This window comes from Martinezella tropici, assembly GCF_003287875.1.
In the GTDB taxonomy this organism is placed as follows: Bacteria; Pseudomonadota; Alphaproteobacteria; order Rhizobiales; family Rhizobiaceae; genus Rhizobium; species Rhizobium tropici_C.
Window position 1 is genome coordinate 35583 of record NZ_QMKK01000049.1, and the last position, 14437, is coordinate 50019.

Sequence of the window (14437 nt, forward strand, 5' to 3'; positions counted from 1 at the left end):
CATGCCTCTTGCACTCCTCGTTCTCGCGCTCAGCTCCTTTGCCATCGGCACGACGGAATTCGTCATCATGGGACTGCTGCCGGAGGTTGCCTCGGATCTCGCGGTCACCATTCCACAGGCCGGTTGGTTGGTCACCGGCTATGCGCTGGCCGTCGCCATCGGTGCGCCGATCATGGCTGTCTCGACCGCCCATCTGCGCCGGCGGTCGGCGCTGATCATGCTGATGGGCTTCTTCATCCTCGGCAATCTTCTCTGCGCCATCGCCCCGAACTATTGGATTTTGATGATCGCCCGTATCGTCACCGCCCTTTGCCACGGCGCCTTCTTCGGCATCGGTTCGGTCGTCGCGGCCAGCCTGGTGCCGGAAGACCGCAAGGCCCGCGCCGTCGCTTTGATGTTTACCGGCCTGACGCTTGCCAACGTGCTTGGCGTTCCTCTCGGCACGGCATTTGGCCAGGCTTTCGGCTGGCGCGCGCCGTTCTGGATCGTCACGCTGCTCGGCGTCGCCTCGATCGCTGGACTTGTTGCCGTGCTGCCGAAGAACGAAAAAGCACGCCAGGGCAGCCTTGGCCGCGAAATAGCAGCCTTGCGTGGTCTCGGCCTCTGGCTGGCGCTGCTGACGACCGTTTTCTTCTCGGCCGCCATGTTCGCGCTTTTCACCTACATCGCCCCGATGCTGCGCGATGTCACGGGCGTTTCGCCCGAAACGGTGACCTGGACTCTGCTCTCGATCGGTGTCGGTCTGACCATCGGCAACCTCATCGGCGGCAAGCTCGCGGACTGGCGCCTCGGCACCACGCTTGCCGGTGTCTTCCTGGCGATCGCGGTGACATCGACGATCTTCAGCGTCACCATCCACTCCCTCGTCGGCGCCGAAATCACCCTCTTCCTGTGGGCTGCGGCCGCTTTCGCTGCCGTGCCGGCATTGCAGATCAATGTCGTCAACTTCGGCAAGGATGCCCCGAACCTCGTATCGACCATCAATATCGGCGCCTTCAACACCGGTAACGCGCTCGGCGCCTGGATCGGCGGTGTTGTCATCGACGAGGGCTTTTCCCTGGCTCAGGTGCCGCTCGCCGGCTCGGCCATGGCAATTCTCGGCTTTGTGACAGTCCTGCTGACCTTTGCCGCCTTGCGTCCCAAGGGCGAAGCCCTCGCTTCGTCCTGATATTTTCCCTTCCCCTTCATCCTCCCCCAGTAAAAAGGACCTACTCAATGACCAAACTGTTCGAACCAACCAAGCTCGGCGACATCTCCATCGCCAACCGCATCGTCATGGCGCCGCTCACGCGCAATCGCTCGCCGAATGCCGTGCCGAACGAGCTGAACGTCAAATATTATGCCCAGCGCGCGACCGCCGGCCTGATCATCACCGAAGCAACGGCGATCACCCATCAGGGTCAGGGCTACGCCAACGTTCCCGGCCTCTACAGCAAGGAAGCGCTCGACGGCTGGAAGAAGGTAACGGATGCCGTGCATGCCAATGGCGGCAAGATCGTCGTGCAGATGTGGCATGTCGGTCGTATCTCCCATACGACCCTGCAGCCGAATGGCGGCAAGCCGGTCTCCTCCACTTCCAGGCGTGCTGAAAATTCGAAGACCTATCTGGTCAACAGCGACGGCACCGGCGGCTTTACCGACGTTTCCGAACCGCGTGCGCTCGAAACCTCGGAAATCCCGGGCATTGTCGAAGACTATCGCAAGGCTGCCCGCGCTGCGATCGATGCCGGTTTCGACGGCGTCGAGATCCATGGCGCCAACGGCTACCTGATCGACCAGTTCCTGCGCGGCAACGTCAATGACCGCACCGACCAATATGGCGGCTCGATCGAAAACCGTGCCCGCTTCCTGTTCGAAGTGGTCGATGCCGTCACCAAGGAAGTCGGTGCGGGCCGCACCGCGGTCCGCATTTCGCCCGTCACCTCATCCGGCGATGCCAGCGACCCGGCCCCGCAGCAGCTCTTCACCTATGTCGTCGAAGGCCTGGCGAAGTACGGCCTCGCCTATATCCATGTCATCGAAGGCCAGACCGGCGGTAAGCGCGACTCCCTCCCCTTCGATTACGATGCCCTGCATGCAGCCTATCAGGCCGCAGGCGGCAAGGCCGGCTGGATGGTCAACAATGCCTATACGCGCGAGATGGCGATCGAAGCCGTCGACAACGGCAAGGCCGATGTCGTTGCCTTCGGCAAGCCGTTCATCTCCAATCCGGATCTCGTCCGCCGCCTGAAGGAAAACGCACCGCTCGCCCAATGGGACCAGGCAACGCTCTACGGCGGCGGCGCCAAGGGCTACGACGACTATCCGGCCCTGGACGAAGCGGCTTAAGTAGCGATCCATCTCGCAGGCAGCGCCTTCGCCCGTGGCCAGCCTGACGAACTGTGCTTAACGCCCAAAAAGTGCCCTCGCGACGAACCGTTGCGAGGGCTTTTCTATTTCGGCGCTTGAAAACAGGCGTTGCACAACCGAGCTAAGCAGGCGTGCCGATCGCAAGATCATGATACCCACCTAGCAAAGCCGATATATGTTTGAACGCTACATAGACCGTTGGTCGCTGACGCCGGACGGCGATCCCATCATCACCCATTCGAGCCACCTTCTTCCGGTCATCTGGCGGGATAAGCCCGCCATGATCAAGGTTGCGCAAAATGTCGACGAGAAGTTCGGCAATCGCGTGCTGCGCTGGTGGGATGGCGAAGGCGCCGCCTTTGTCTACGAACATGACGATGACGCCGCCCTCATTGAACGAGCAACCGGCGCAGGCTCGCTGCTCACCATGGCAATGCAGGAAGAAGATGACGAGGCGAGCCGGATCATGTGTCGCACAGCGGCGAGGCTGCATGCAGGCAAGGCAAAGCCGCTACCGTCGGATCTGGTGCCGCTGGATCGCTGGTTTCGGGAGCTTGAACCGGCGGCACGCATCCATGGCGGCATGCTCGCCGCCTGTGCCGATGTGGCCGCACGACTTCTGGCGGATCAACGCGACCAGACCATATTGCACGGCGACATTCACCACGAAAACATTCTCGATTTCGGCCCCCGCGGCTGGCTCGCTATCGACCCCAAGCGGGTCCATGGCGAGCGCGGTTTCGATTTCGCCAATATCTTCTGCAATCCCGAACTGCCTATTGTTACGAAGCCGGGCCGCCTGCAACGGCAATTGCCGATCGTCTGTGCCGAGGCGGGCCTCGAACCGAAACGCCTTCTGCAATGGATCATCGCCTATGCGGGGCTTTCGGCGACGTGGTTCTTGAGCGATGGCGATACCAAGAATGCGGATTCGGATTTAACCGTCGCTAGCATCGCCTTCTCCGAACTCAACGCCTGACGGCCGGCTCATGCCGCAGGCAGGCAGCCGATCGCTGCAAGTGTTGCCTTCACCGCCTCGTCGATCGGTGTATGCGGCTCTTCGCCGAGCACGGCCAGCAGCTTGTCATTCCTCATCTGCAGCGGCACCTTCCACAGGTAGCTCATTTCACGCAGCTCCCGCATGAAGGGCACGAAGGGTGCGGCCAGCGGCACTATTATCCAGGGAAATGCCTTGACCTTCACCGCATGCCCGAGCACACGCCGCACGGCATCGATCATCTGTCTGCCATCGCCATCCCAATGGCCCCGCATGTGGTAAACCGCGAAAGCAGGCAGTTCACCCCCCTTTTCGATCAGCCGGATCATCGTCTCGGCGACATCGGGCAGATAGGCCCATTGATGCCCGAGACCGGCCCTGCCCGGATAGGTGATGGAGCTGACCGGCTTGCCCGGTGTCACCATGGCCTGCGAGAACCAGCTATTGGCACGAGATCCGCCAAAGAAATCGCCGGCGCGAACAATGATGACAGGCGTATCGCCCCGCTCTGCCGCCGCCTCCAGGCGCCGCTCCATTTCAACGCGAATGGCGCCTTTGCGGGTCTTCGGCCGCTGCGCGCTGTCCTCCGTAACATGGGGGAACACATCGGGACCGAAATTGTAAACCGTACCGGGCAGCACGATCCGCGCACCGATAGCCTTGGCGGCGGCAATAGTGTTATCGAGCATCGGCAGGACGACTTTGCCCCAATTGCGATAACCCGGTGGGTTGACGGCATGCACGATGACGTCAGCACCCTGCGCCGCCTTCAGAACATCATCCGCCTGCATGGCATCGCCCTGAAACCAGTCGAACTCCGGCTGGCGGCGGGCCGCCTCGGCTGCATTGCGGTTCAGCGCCCGAATGCGCCAGCCGCGAAGGGCAAGCCCTTCCGCGACTGCACCGCCAATACCGCCGGTCGCGCCGAGTATCAGGGCCGTCTTCGTGCTTTCCTTATGGTTGCTCATCGTCATCTCCATCTGTTTCGATGGACTGACTATGCTTGGTATCGACGATAAACGAAATTGCGGAAAAATATGCAGATGATATACGTAAATGTATGGAATCACCCTCTGAACCAAGCTGGGATTTCTATCGCACCTTCCTTGCCGTGCTGCAGCACGGTTCGCTTTCGGCGGCTGCTCGCGATCTCGGCCTGACACAGCCGACGGTCGGCCGTCATATCGATGCATTGGAAAAGGCGGTCGGCGCCGAACTGTTCACGCGTTCACAGCAGGGCTTGTTGCCGACCGATGCCGCTCTTGCCCTGAAACCTTATGCCGAGACGCTGGCCAATACGGCTGCCGCCTTGCTGCGAGCCGCCTCCGGTTCGAAAGACAAGGTCAGCGGCACGGTGCGCATCAGCGCCAGCGAGGTCATCGGAACGGAAGTGTTGCCAGCGATCCTTGCCGAACTGCAGGCAAAATATCCCGACCTCATTGTCGAGCTGTCCGCTTCCGACACGGTGGAAGACCTGCTGCAGCGTGAAGCCGATATTGCCGTGCGCATGGTCGCGCCGGCGCAGGAGGCGTTGCTCTCGCGCCATATCGGCACCATCACCCTCGGCCTTTTCGCTCATCGCAGCTATATTGAGCGACATGGCAAACCTGAAACCCGTGAGGCTCTGCGCCGGCACAAGCTGATCGGCTTCGATCGCCAGACTGCCTACATACGGATGATGCGGAAACGCTATTCGATGCTCGACGGTGTCTCTTTCAGCTTTCGATCCGACCATAGCATCGCATTGCATAATGCTTTGCGCGCCGGTATCGGCATCGGCTTCTATCAGATGCCCTTGGCAAGACGCGACGCAAGCCTGGTGCACCTGCTGCCCGAAATCGAATTGTCGCTCGACACCTGGGTCGTCATGCACGAAAACCTGAAGACATCGCCGCGCTGCCGCGTGACATTTGACGCGCTGGTCGCGGGTTTGCTTACTTACATCAAAGGTAACAACGCGGAGGAACCGTCTTGACTGTTGGAGCGGCGGTGGAGCTGGTGCCATATGACCCGAACTGGCCGGATGATTTCGAGCGCATCCGAGAGCAGCTCCAACGGTTGCTGGCACCCTATGCCGTGACGATCACGCATATCGGCAGCACATCCATTCCCGGCCTCGCGGCAAAACCGCTTATCGATATCGACATCATCCTGCGCGGCTCCGCCGACGTTCCCGCCGCGACGCAGATTCTGCTGAACCAAGGTTACGAGCCGCGCGGTAACCGCTATGACGATGAAGTCTGGGCGTTCATGCGGCGCGACGGCATGCCGCCGGAGCGCGTCTATCTTTGTCCGCCAAACAACCGGACGCATGAACGCAGGATGATCTTTCGGGATTATCTTCGGGGACACCCGGCGGAAGCAGCCGCCTATGAGAAACTGAAGCTGGAACTCGCCAAAACCTACCGGCACGATGGTGACCGCTATACTGCCGAGAAGCGTCACTTCGTCGAAGCGATCATCGAAAAGGCAGTTGCCGAACGCCAAGCCTAGGATAGCAGCGCAGCGGTTTTCCGTCCGCAATTGCGGAAGAGCAAAGAGCCAGGACGGTTTGGTGAATCCGTGAAGCGCTGAACCGCGCTAGGCACCAGGCGCCGTATCGATCGGCGGAAAATGCCTCTGGCCGTCGAGAACCTCCGTTTCCGGACGGTCGCCGCCGTCGGCATATTCCTCATGCCATTTGCCGCTTTCGTCCTGCCAGCTGATTTCGGCCGAGTCGCCGCCGACTTGCTGTTCAGCCGCAACGATCCGCGCGGCCTCCACAGCTTCGGAATGCGTGGGAAACGCCTCCGAATACACATCGCGGAAGCGATAGGCCCACCCACCGTCATGCGGCACGATTTCGTAAACGACCTTGACCATTCAAACCTCCTTCTCATCTGCCAAGACCTCTGAATCCGGACGTTGCCGGCAGGATCGCGTGCATCTGAGACGGGTTTCGAGGATGCCGCGGCATTTTGGTTGGGCAGACCTATTCGTGCAGTATTCCATTAAACCGCGCCAACTGCAAATTTCGGCTCCTGCTTAGGCGCTTGATGTGCGAAATCATTGCTTTAGAGTGCAACCGTGAATCGGCGCAAAGGTTGGGACAAAGGTCGGGAAAGTGGTCGCAGCAAAATGGCTTAGGCAGGAAAAAGCCCTGTTGGTCGCATTGGCAATTGCCGTCATTGCCTATGTCGGCGAGCATTCCGTGCTCGAAATGGGACAAGCTGCATCGATGATCGCGGCGGCGGCATTGATCGCAACGATTGTGCTGGCTTCCATGCGCGTCGCTCATCATGCCGAAACCCTTGCCGTCAAGGTCGGCGACCCCTATGGCACGATGATCCTCACCCTGTCGGCTGTCGCCGTCGAAGTCATCATCCTCGCCATCATGATGAGCGGGGAAAGCTCGCCGACTCTGGTGCGCGACACGATCTACGCTGCCGTCATGCTCGATATCAATGGCATCCTCGGCCTCGCCGCTCTTCTTGGCGGCCTGAAACATGGCGAACAGCCCTACAATGACGATTCCAGCAAGACCTATGGCGTGATGATCCTGACAGCCATGGGCATTTCGATGATCGTGCCGGAATTCATTCCCGATGCGAAATGGCATTATTATTCCGCCTTCACCATCGTCGCGATGATTGCACTCTATGCGCTGTTCCTGCGCATGCAGGTCGGCAAGCACAGCTATTTCTTCAGCTACAGCTATCCACGCACCGAGAAGAAGCATGCGGCAGCCGAAGAAGATCACGACGAGGAATCCACCGCCACCTCGATCGCCACCATCCTGATCGGCGTCGTGCTGATCGGCTTGCTGGCGGAATTCATGTCGGCCTTCATGGATACCGGCCTCAAGGGCACGGGAGCACCGCCCGCCATCGCGGCCATCGTCGTCGCGGCGATTTCGGCAGCTCCAGAAATCCTGACGGCATTGCGGGCAGCCCTGCGCAATCGCATGCAGGCAACGGTCAATATCGCGATGGGCGCCTCGCTATCGACGGTCATCCTGACGGTGCCCGTCATGGAGGCGATTGCGCTTTATACCGGCCAGCCCTTTATCATGGCCATGGCGCCGGTGCAGACGGTCATGGTGATGATCACGCTGATCGCCGCCGCCATCAACCTCAACGATGGCGAAACCAACGCCATCGAGGGCATGACCCATTTCATTCTCTTCGCCACTTTTATCATGCTGACAGCGCTCGGACTTTGATTCGGATTTCAACGACTTACGTCGGTAGCGGGATTCAATTTGCGAAGCCCTTGAATCAGTTGATGAAGACGAAACCGACAAGCTGAATGCAAAAAGCCCGCCATCTCTGGCGGGCTTTTCAATTGAACGATTTTGGACCGCTTACTTGCAGGCGCCGCAGAAGCGCTGGATGCGGCGGCAGGCTTCCTCGAGCAGCTCTTCCGAGGTCGCATAGGAGATGCGGAAGTTCGGACCCAGGCCGAAAGCCGAACCGTGCACGACGGCCACACCTTCCGATTCCAGCAGCTCGGACACGAAGTCCTCGTCCGTCTCGATGACTTTGCCGCTCGGAGCCGTCTTGCCGATCAGGCCGGCGCAGGACGGATAGACGTAAAAGGCGCCTTCCGGAACCGGGCACGAAATACCTTTCGCCTGGTTCAGCATCGATACGACGAGATCACGGCGACCTTCGAAGATCTTCTTGTTGCGCGGAATGAAGTCCTGCGTGCCGTTCAATGCCTCGACAGCTGCCCACTGGGCAATCGAGGTGGCCCCCGAGGTCTGCTGACCCTGGATCATGTCCATCGCCTTGATGAGCTGCAGCGGGCCGGCGGCATAGCCAATACGCCAGCCGGTCATGGCATAGGCCTTCGAGACGCCGTTCATCGTCAGCGTGCGGTCATAGAGGCTCGGCTCGACTTCGACCGGCGTGGCGAATTTGAAATCGCCATAGGTCAGGTGCTCGTACATATCGTCGGTCAGGATCCAGACATGCGGATGCTTGACCAGCACGTCCGTCAGCGCCTTCAACTCGGCATACGAATAGGCAGCGCCCGACGGGTTGGACGGCGAGTTGAACATGAACCACTTGGTCTTCGGCGTGATCGCCTTTTCGAGGTCGGCCGGCTGAAGCTTGAAGTTGTTGGCCTGCGTCGTGGCGACGAAAACCGGCGTACCGCCGCACAGCGACACCATTTCCGGGTAGGAAACCCAATAAGGCGTCGGGATGATGACTTCGTCGCCCGGGTTCAGCGTCGCCATGAAGGCGTTGAACAGGATCTGCTTGCCACCCGTGCCGACGATGGTCTGCTCCCAGGTGTAATCGAGATTGTTCTCGCGCTTGAACTTGGCGGCGATCGCCTTGCGCAGTTCCGGGATGCCGGAGATCGGCGTGTACTTCGTCTCGCCGCGGTTGATCGCGTCGATGGCGGCCTGCTTGATATTATCTGGCGTATCGAAATCCGGCTCACCGGCGCCGAGGCCGATCACGTCGCGTCCTTTTGCTTTCAGCTCGCGCGCTTTCTGGGAAACGGCGATGGTGGCAGAAGGCTTTACACGGGAAAGAGCGTCGGCAAGAAAGGCCATGGTGATCGGTCCTATTCGGTTGAAAATGGCAGAAAGCCTGCGGACCAGTTTTCTGCGCTAAGCTCTATGTCGAATATGGACCGCCGTTTCAAGCACAAAGGCGTCACAGTGGCTTTATTTCATGGCGTCCAGGGCCGTCCGCGCACCCTTTTCTTACCCAGCTAGAGGCATGGTCGAGAGAGCACGCCTCACTTTTGCTCGGGTAGCATCGACCGCAGCCAGGCATCGCCAAACTGTCCGACCTTGAATCATCACGCGAAGCACCCGAATCAAACTCTGAAGACGGCGGAAATTTCCAATATAGATCAGCTACTTCTTCGACATTGGCTTCTCCCGCCGCTCGTCCGGCGCCTCTTGCACGGGAAATACCTCCGCCTGCAGACAGGATCGGCAGATCCAAAAAGCGTCCTTTCGCCGGAAGCAGGAACACAAAGACGTTATCGGTTCCGCGGTCAGGCTTGAATGGCAGTCGAACGGTCCCACCTTGCAAAAGCGAGCCTATGGGGAGGTCAAACACATGCGCACTGCCGGAACGGGATTTTCGATCACCTTGATGGCCTGCGCCCTGCTGACGGCAACGTCGGCGCATGCCGAACCTGCGGAGACCATCAAGACGCAAAAGATAGACGTGAAGGTCGAAGCAATCGCCACAGGGCTCGAACACCCCTGGGCGGTCGAAGTGCTGCCGGATGGCGCCTATCTGGTCACCGAACGCCCTGGCCGCATGCGCCTTATCCGCGATGGCAAGATCTCCACTCCCCTATCAGGCCTGCCCGAGGTCTATGCGCGCGGTCAAGGCGGCCTGCTTGATGTCGCGCTCGACCCGAAATTCGCCAGCAACCGCACCCTCTATTTTACCGCCTCGGTGGCGGGCGACGGCGGGAGCGGCACGGCCGTCTTTCGTGCCCGGCTGTCGCAGGACGAAAAACAGGTGACCGATGTGAAGCGTATTTTCCTGATGAACAAGCTCTCGCGCGGCAATATCCAGTATGGCTCGCGTATCGCGATTGCCCGCGACGGCAGCCTCTTCGTCAGCCTCGGCGACCGTGGCCAACAGGACCGCGCCCAGGATTTTCAGGACGACGCCGGCTCCATCATCCATATCGAGGCCGACGGCAGCATCCCCGCCGACAATCCGTTCAAGGACGGCAGGCGTGCCTTGCCGGAAATCTGGTCCAAAGGCCATCGCAATCCGCAGGGCATCGCGTTCGACAGCCAGACGAACAGGCTCTATACGGCAGAGCACGGCGCAAGGGGCGGCGATGAGATCAACACGCCCGAAGCCGGCAAGAACTACGGCTGGCCAGTCATCTCCTACGGTGTCAATTATTCCGGCACAAAAATCGGCGTCGGCACCGCAAAGGCCGGCATGGAGCAACCCCGCTTCTATTGGGATCCTTCGATCGCGCCCGGCGCCATCGCCGTCTATCGCGGCAAGATGTTTCCCGAATGGAACGGCGATTTCCTCGTCACGGCCCTGAAGTTCGAGCTGCTCTCACGGCTGAGCCAGGACGGCAAGGGCAGGATTGGCGAGCGAGAACGCATGTTCGATGGCAAATTCGGCCGCCTGCGCGATATCACGGTCGCACCCGATGGCGCCCTGTTGATCACCACCGATGAAGAGGATGGTGCGCTCCTGAGGGTTTCGAGGGCTGCAGGGTAATTCCAAGCGCTCCGCATTTAACACCATTCGCCCTTGTCCGGCGCAAAAGCAGCTGCTAACGGTCGCCTTACTCCTTTCTCCCTTCCTCCCCTTCACGCAGGATGCAGATGTCTCGCATACAGGCGAATTTGTTGTTGTTGCTTGCCGCCGCAATCTGGGGCGGCGGTTTCGTTGCGCAATCGACAGCCATGAAGGCGATTGGTCCGTTCTGGTTCATCGGCCTCAGATTCGCCGTTGCCACCATGGTCGTCCTGCCTTTCGTTTGGATGGAAAAAAGGAAGGCCGCAAAGCCGCTGACGCCTCGCAACTGGCTCTCCTTTTTGCTGATCGGCGTCACGCTTTTCGGAGGTGCCGCGACCCAGCAGATCGGGCTTCTGACGACGACAGTGACGAATTCGAGCTTCATAACCGGTCTTTACGTGGTCTTCGTACCGCTGATTGCCGTTATTTTCCTGCGCCGGCCGCCGCATTGGATCATCTGGCCGGCGGCTTTGATGGCGCTCTGCGGCATCTATCTGCTGTCGGGCGGCTCCTTCTCACGCCTGACAACAGGCGATTTCCTGACCGTCATCTGCGCGCTCTTCTGGGCGGCGCAAATTACCCTTGCCGGCTCGGCCGTCAATGAAACCGGCCGGCCACTTGGTATTTCCGCAACGCAGTTTGCCGTCACCGCCGTTCTCGCCCTGGCCGTCGCGGTCGCCGTCGAACCGATCAGCATCGCCGATATAAGGGCAGCGCTTGGCGAGATCCTGTATGTCGGCATCTTTTCATCCGGCCTGGCCTTTGCGTTGCAGATCATCGGCCAGCGTTACACCACCGCCCCCCAGGCTGCGATCTTCCTGTCTTCGGAGGCATTGTTCGGTGCTTCGCTCGGCGCCTTGCTGCTGGGCGAAACCATGGGTCCGCTCGGCTATGTCGGCTGTGCCCTCATGTTTACCGCGATGCTTGCAGTCGAACTCGTGCCGGAATTAACCCGTCGTCGCCATGCTACGGCGTAAAAAAGCCCTGGAATGCGTGCTTCCGTCGGCTTTCAGCAGACTTTGCTGAAATTTTTCGGAACAATCGAAAATGAGCGCTCACACCCGTCGATTTGGGAAAATTTCATCAAAACTATATCGCGAGCGATGGAAAAACCTTGGAAACTTGTTTCAAAGAGGGAAAATTTGCGAATCGCAATAACACAATCGCATTACGCTAGTGTGCCTCTTGCGACACGTTAAAAAACTTTTGCTTGCCAATTTGCCATAAACACAGCACTCTCAACGGTGTTCGGGCATTTTTAGAGCATGGGAAGTCCTAATAGAATTGCGCGCCGGAAACGCTAATATTCCGGTCAGCTTGATCGAGAAGCGGGGTGGCAAACATCGCATCGAGATCATGCCGAGTTACGGGGACCTTTTCCTTCACAATTCGAGAACTGCCTGCAAGCGCCCGCAAGGGCAAAGAAGTAATGCTGCCCGTGTGGATGGTGGGCAGAGAGAAAAGGACCTGAGGCATGGCCGAGACTGGCACTGTAAAATTTTTCAATACCGATAAGGGCTTCGGTTTCATCAAACCTGACAAGGGTGGCGCGGACATCTTTGTACACATTTCTGCAGTTCAGGCTTCTGGTCTGGCTGGATTGTCGGAAAACCAGAAGGTAAGCTTCGACACGGAACCGGATCGCCGCGGCAAGGGACCGAAGGCCGTCAATCTGCAGATTGCCGGCTGAGACGCCTTTACGGCTATCAATTCGAGTTGAGGCCCGGCAGCGATGCCGGGTTTTGTCATTCAGTCTGCATTCAGTTTGCCGCGTATAGTCTGCCTGCCATGAAAGAGCGGGAATGAAAGTCCTCCCGCTTCCTTAGAGGATAGGCCAATGACCATACTCGGCAAAACGCTTGTCATGTCCGCCGTCGCCGCGGCACTGACGGTAACGTCCATGAGCGCCGCGTCCGCTGATGAATACTGGCGTCATCACAACCGCGACGGTTGGGCGCTCGGCGCTGCCGGGCTAGCCACCGGCCTGATCGTCGGCTCCGCCATCGCCAGCCAGCCACGCTATGTCGAGCCTGCACCGGCCTATGTCGAGCCCGGTTACGACGCGCCTCCCCCGGCTTACTATTATCGTCCTCCTCCGCGCCGCGTTTATGTCGAGCGGGATGTGAGCTACTACGCGCCGCCGGTTTCCGGCCTGCGCCCTTGGTCCTCCGCCTGGATGCGCTATTGCTACGACCGCTATAGAAGCTTTGACGGCCGCTCCGGCACCTATGTCGGCTATGACGGCATGCGTCACTTCTGCACCGCCGACTGACTGGCGATCGGCCACTGACCTCATATGACGAAAAACCAAAGCGCCGCTTCCGAGCGGCGCTCAGACTGCTGACAAACCCCGTCAAATTTTGGCGGGGTTTTGTATTTCTGGTGTGTTTGTTTCCTGGGTTGCGGCATTGAAGGGAGATCGGTCCTGCTCCTGTGATTCATGCGAGGCTCGGTTTGGGTGTCTTTGTGAGCGCCATCGCGATCTTCTTGATGTTCTGGGCTGCGGCGGCCATCAGGCACTGGCATCGGACTTTGATGAGACTTCGGAAGCGGGCGTAGCGATGGCCGTGCAGCTGCTTGGCATCGGCAAAGGAACGCTCGACCGTCTCCTTGCGTCTTTTGTAGATCGCCTTGCCCCAGGATGTGAGACGGTGACCGTCGGTGCGCTCGCGGGCATCGGCCCAAACGTGCCGGGTGATGGTGCGGATGGCCTTGCCGTTGGACGTGCACGACGCCAGAAGCGGGCAGGTGCCGCAGATGGCAGGATCGGATGTGTAATGCTTGTAGCCGTTGCGGTCGGTGGTGGCGTAGGTGAGAAGCTGGCCTTGCGGACAGCGATAGCCATCGGCTCGCTGATCGTAGACGAAGCTGTTCTTGCGCATCATGCCGGCTTTGGGCGGGGTCGGATTGCGATAGCCGGTGACACCGAGGATGGCGCGGTCCTCCAGGCCTTGGGCGATGCCTGAGGTGGCATAGCCGGCATCCAGCCCGACAGCCTTCACATCGAAGCCGAAGCGTTGGCACTGCCGGTCGAGCCTGCCGAGATAGACGATGCTGTCATGCACGTTGGCCGGCGTCACATGGGTATCGGTGATGATCGCATGTCGGCCGTCCACCGTGCGATGATCGAGATAGAAGAAGCCCTTCGGCTTGCCGTCACGCACCATGTAGCCGCTCTGGGGATCGGTGCGCGACACCTTGGTCTCCTTGATCTCGGCCTGGCGCTCCCCGTCCTTCAGCGGCTTCTGGCCATGCAGCTTGCGCTCCGCGTCGATCGCCCGGTCGAGGTCGGCCCAGTAGTCGGCACGCGATTTCTCGATCATGGCCAGATCGTATTTGCCCTTGTTGGCATTGGCCTTCAGATGGGTACTGTCCGTATAGAGTACCGTGCCGTCCACCAGCCCGTGGGAAACCGCCTGTTCAACGATGTGGTCGAAGATATCCTGGGCCACCGACGTATCGTTGAAGCGTCGGCGGCGGTTCTGCGACAGGGTCGACGCATCGAACACGCCATCCGTCAGCTTCATCCTGAGAAACCAGCGATAGGCGACATTGACCTCGATCTCGCGCACCAGCTGCCGCTCGGAGCGAATGCCGTAGAGGTAGCCGATGAACAGCGCCTTGAACATCAGCGTCGGATCAAGCGGCGGGCGGCCATTGTCGGCGCAGTACAAGCCGGCAACGCGATCGTGGATGAACGAGAAGTCGATCACCGCGTCTATTCGGCGCAGAAGGTGATCCTTCGGCACAAGACTGTCGAGCGTCACCATCTCGAGAGCCGTCTGTTCGGGAGCAGGTTTCTTCAGCATGTCCCATTGAATCAAAAACCTCCGGCTGACGCCAGAGGTTTGTCAGCAGTCTG

General features: G+C 59.7%; 14 protein-coding genes. 10 read left to right on the forward strand and 4 right to left on the reverse strand.

Annotated elements, in window-relative coordinates; translation table 11 throughout:
* The first annotated feature begins 1 nt into the window (after nucleotide 1).
* The 3 genes from DQ393_RS23340 (at nucleotide 2) to DQ393_RS23350 (ending at nucleotide 3328) form a co-directional block, all read left to right on the forward strand.
* Entirely contained in the window at nucleotides 2–1168 is a 1167-nt protein-coding gene (locus tag DQ393_RS23340) for an MFS transporter (RefSeq protein WP_112344095.1), read from the forward strand.
* A gap of 47 nt (nucleotides 1169–1215) precedes the next feature.
* Nucleotides 1216–2328 (forward strand): alkene reductase, encoded by a 1113-nt coding sequence (locus DQ393_RS23345; protein WP_112344096.1) that lies wholly within the window; start codon nucleotides 1216–1218, stop codon nucleotides 2326–2328.
* Between the two features lie 196 nt (nucleotides 2329–2524).
* Nucleotides 2525–3328, forward strand: a complete 804-nt coding sequence (locus DQ393_RS23350) for an aminoglycoside phosphotransferase family protein (RefSeq protein WP_112344097.1) — start codon at nucleotides 2525–2527, stop codon at nucleotides 3326–3328.
* Nucleotides 3329–3336: 8 nt separating this feature from the next.
* Here DQ393_RS23350 and DQ393_RS23355 read toward each other — a convergent pair whose 3' ends face one another.
* Nucleotides 3337–4314: an NAD-dependent epimerase/dehydratase family protein gene (locus DQ393_RS23355; RefSeq protein ID WP_181592408.1), complete on the reverse strand. Its 978-nt coding sequence runs from the start codon at nucleotides 4312–4314 to the stop codon at nucleotides 3337–3339.
* Between the two features lie 92 nt (nucleotides 4315–4406).
* On the opposite strand from DQ393_RS23355, the gene DQ393_RS23360 reads away from it, so the two are divergent.
* Both DQ393_RS23360 and DQ393_RS23365 read left to right on the forward strand, forming a co-directional pair.
* Nucleotides 4407–5321, forward strand: coding sequence for a LysR family transcriptional regulator (locus DQ393_RS23360; RefSeq protein WP_112344099.1), 915 nt, complete (start codon nucleotides 4407–4409; stop codon nucleotides 5319–5321).
* Nucleotides 5318–5839 carry a GrpB family protein gene (locus DQ393_RS23365; RefSeq protein WP_181592409.1) on the forward strand — a complete coding sequence of 174 codons (522 nt, stop codon included), beginning with the start codon at nucleotides 5318–5320 and terminating at the stop codon, nucleotides 5837–5839. The genes DQ393_RS23360 and DQ393_RS23365 overlap by 4 nt, the downstream gene beginning before the upstream one ends.
* 87 nt (nucleotides 5840–5926) lie before the next feature.
* Here the strand turns inward: DQ393_RS23365 and DQ393_RS23370 are convergent, their stop codons facing one another.
* Nucleotides 5927–6208 carry a DUF2188 domain-containing protein gene (locus DQ393_RS23370; RefSeq protein ID WP_112344101.1) on the reverse strand — a complete coding sequence of 94 codons (282 nt, stop codon included), beginning with the start codon at nucleotides 6206–6208 and terminating at the stop codon, nucleotides 5927–5929.
* 337 nt (nucleotides 6209–6545) lie between these two features.
* On the opposite strand from DQ393_RS23370, the gene DQ393_RS23375 reads away from it, so the two are divergent.
* Nucleotides 6546–7547, forward strand: coding sequence for a calcium:proton antiporter (locus tag DQ393_RS23375; protein WP_432422024.1), 1002 nt, complete (start codon nucleotides 6546–6548; stop codon nucleotides 7545–7547).
* Between the two features lie 141 nt (nucleotides 7548–7688).
* Here DQ393_RS23375 and DQ393_RS23380 read toward each other — a convergent pair whose 3' ends face one another.
* Entirely contained in the window at nucleotides 7689–8891 is a 1203-nt protein-coding gene (locus DQ393_RS23380) for a pyridoxal phosphate-dependent aminotransferase (protein ID WP_112344103.1), read from the reverse strand.
* A 517-nt stretch (nucleotides 8892–9408) separates the two neighbouring features.
* Here DQ393_RS23380 and DQ393_RS23385 point away from each other — a divergent pair.
* From DQ393_RS23385 to DQ393_RS23405, 4 genes are all read left to right on the forward strand, one after another.
* On the forward strand, nucleotides 9409–10554 hold the full coding sequence (locus DQ393_RS23385; protein WP_112344104.1) for a PQQ-dependent sugar dehydrogenase: 1146 nt from the start codon (nucleotides 9409–9411) through the stop codon (nucleotides 10552–10554).
* A gap of 107 nt (nucleotides 10555–10661) precedes the next feature.
* Complete coding sequence (locus tag DQ393_RS23390) at nucleotides 10662–11552, forward strand: DMT family transporter (RefSeq protein ID WP_112344105.1); 891 nt, start codon at nucleotides 10662–10664, stop codon at nucleotides 11550–11552.
* A 497-nt stretch (nucleotides 11553–12049) separates the two neighbouring features.
* On the forward strand, nucleotides 12050–12265 hold the full coding sequence (locus DQ393_RS23400) for a cold-shock protein (RefSeq protein WP_004116423.1): 216 nt from the start codon (nucleotides 12050–12052) through the stop codon (nucleotides 12263–12265).
* A 147-nt stretch (nucleotides 12266–12412) separates the two neighbouring features.
* Entirely contained in the window at nucleotides 12413–12847 is a 435-nt protein-coding gene (locus DQ393_RS23405; RefSeq protein ID WP_112344107.1) for a BA14K family protein, read from the forward strand.
* Between the two features lie 166 nt (nucleotides 12848–13013).
* On the opposite strand, the gene DQ393_RS23410 is transcribed toward DQ393_RS23405, so the two are convergent.
* Nucleotides 13014–14384, reverse strand: a complete 1371-nt coding sequence (locus DQ393_RS23410) for an IS1182 family transposase (protein ID WP_112340028.1) — start codon at nucleotides 14382–14384, stop codon at nucleotides 13014–13016.
* Between the last annotated feature and the right edge of the window lie 53 nt (nucleotides 14385–14437).

Bases quoted from the DNA above. Each gene is read 5' to 3' on its own strand.
- DQ393_RS23410 (WP_112340028.1), bottom strand. From the start codon at position 14,384: ATGCTGAAGAAACCTGCTCCCGAACAGACGGCTCTCGAGATGGTGACG.
- DQ393_RS23345 (WP_112344096.1), top strand. From the start codon at position 1,216: ATGACCAAACTGTTCGAACCAACCAAGCTCGGCGACATCTCCATCGCC.
- DQ393_RS23385 (WP_112344104.1), top strand. From the start codon at position 9,409: ATGCGCACTGCCGGAACGGGATTTTCGATCACCTTGATGGCCTGCGCC.
- DQ393_RS23360 (WP_112344099.1), top strand. From the start codon at position 4,407: ATGGAATCACCCTCTGAACCAAGCTGGGATTTCTATCGCACCTTCCTT.
- DQ393_RS23400 (WP_004116423.1), top strand. From the start codon at position 12,050: ATGGCCGAGACTGGCACTGTAAAATTTTTCAATACCGATAAGGGCTTC.
- DQ393_RS23370 (WP_112344101.1), bottom strand. From the start codon at position 6,208: ATGGTCAAGGTCGTTTACGAAATCGTGCCGCATGACGGTGGGTGGGCC.
- DQ393_RS23380 (WP_112344103.1), bottom strand. From the start codon at position 8,891: ATGGCCTTTCTTGCCGACGCTCTTTCCCGTGTAAAGCCTTCTGCCACC.
- DQ393_RS23340 (WP_112344095.1), top strand. From the start codon at position 2: ATGCCTCTTGCACTCCTCGTTCTCGCGCTCAGCTCCTTTGCCATCGGC.
- DQ393_RS23355 (WP_181592408.1), bottom strand. From the start codon at position 4,314: ATGAGCAACCATAAGGAAAGCACGAAGACGGCCCTGATACTCGGCGCG.
- DQ393_RS23405 (WP_112344107.1), top strand. From the start codon at position 12,413: ATGACCATACTCGGCAAAACGCTTGTCATGTCCGCCGTCGCCGCGGCA.
- DQ393_RS23350 (WP_112344097.1), top strand. From the start codon at position 2,525: ATGTTTGAACGCTACATAGACCGTTGGTCGCTGACGCCGGACGGCGAT.
- DQ393_RS23390 (WP_112344105.1), top strand. From the start codon at position 10,662: ATGTCTCGCATACAGGCGAATTTGTTGTTGTTGCTTGCCGCCGCAATC.
- DQ393_RS23375 (WP_432422024.1), top strand. From the start codon at position 6,546: ATGGGACAAGCTGCATCGATGATCGCGGCGGCGGCATTGATCGCAACG.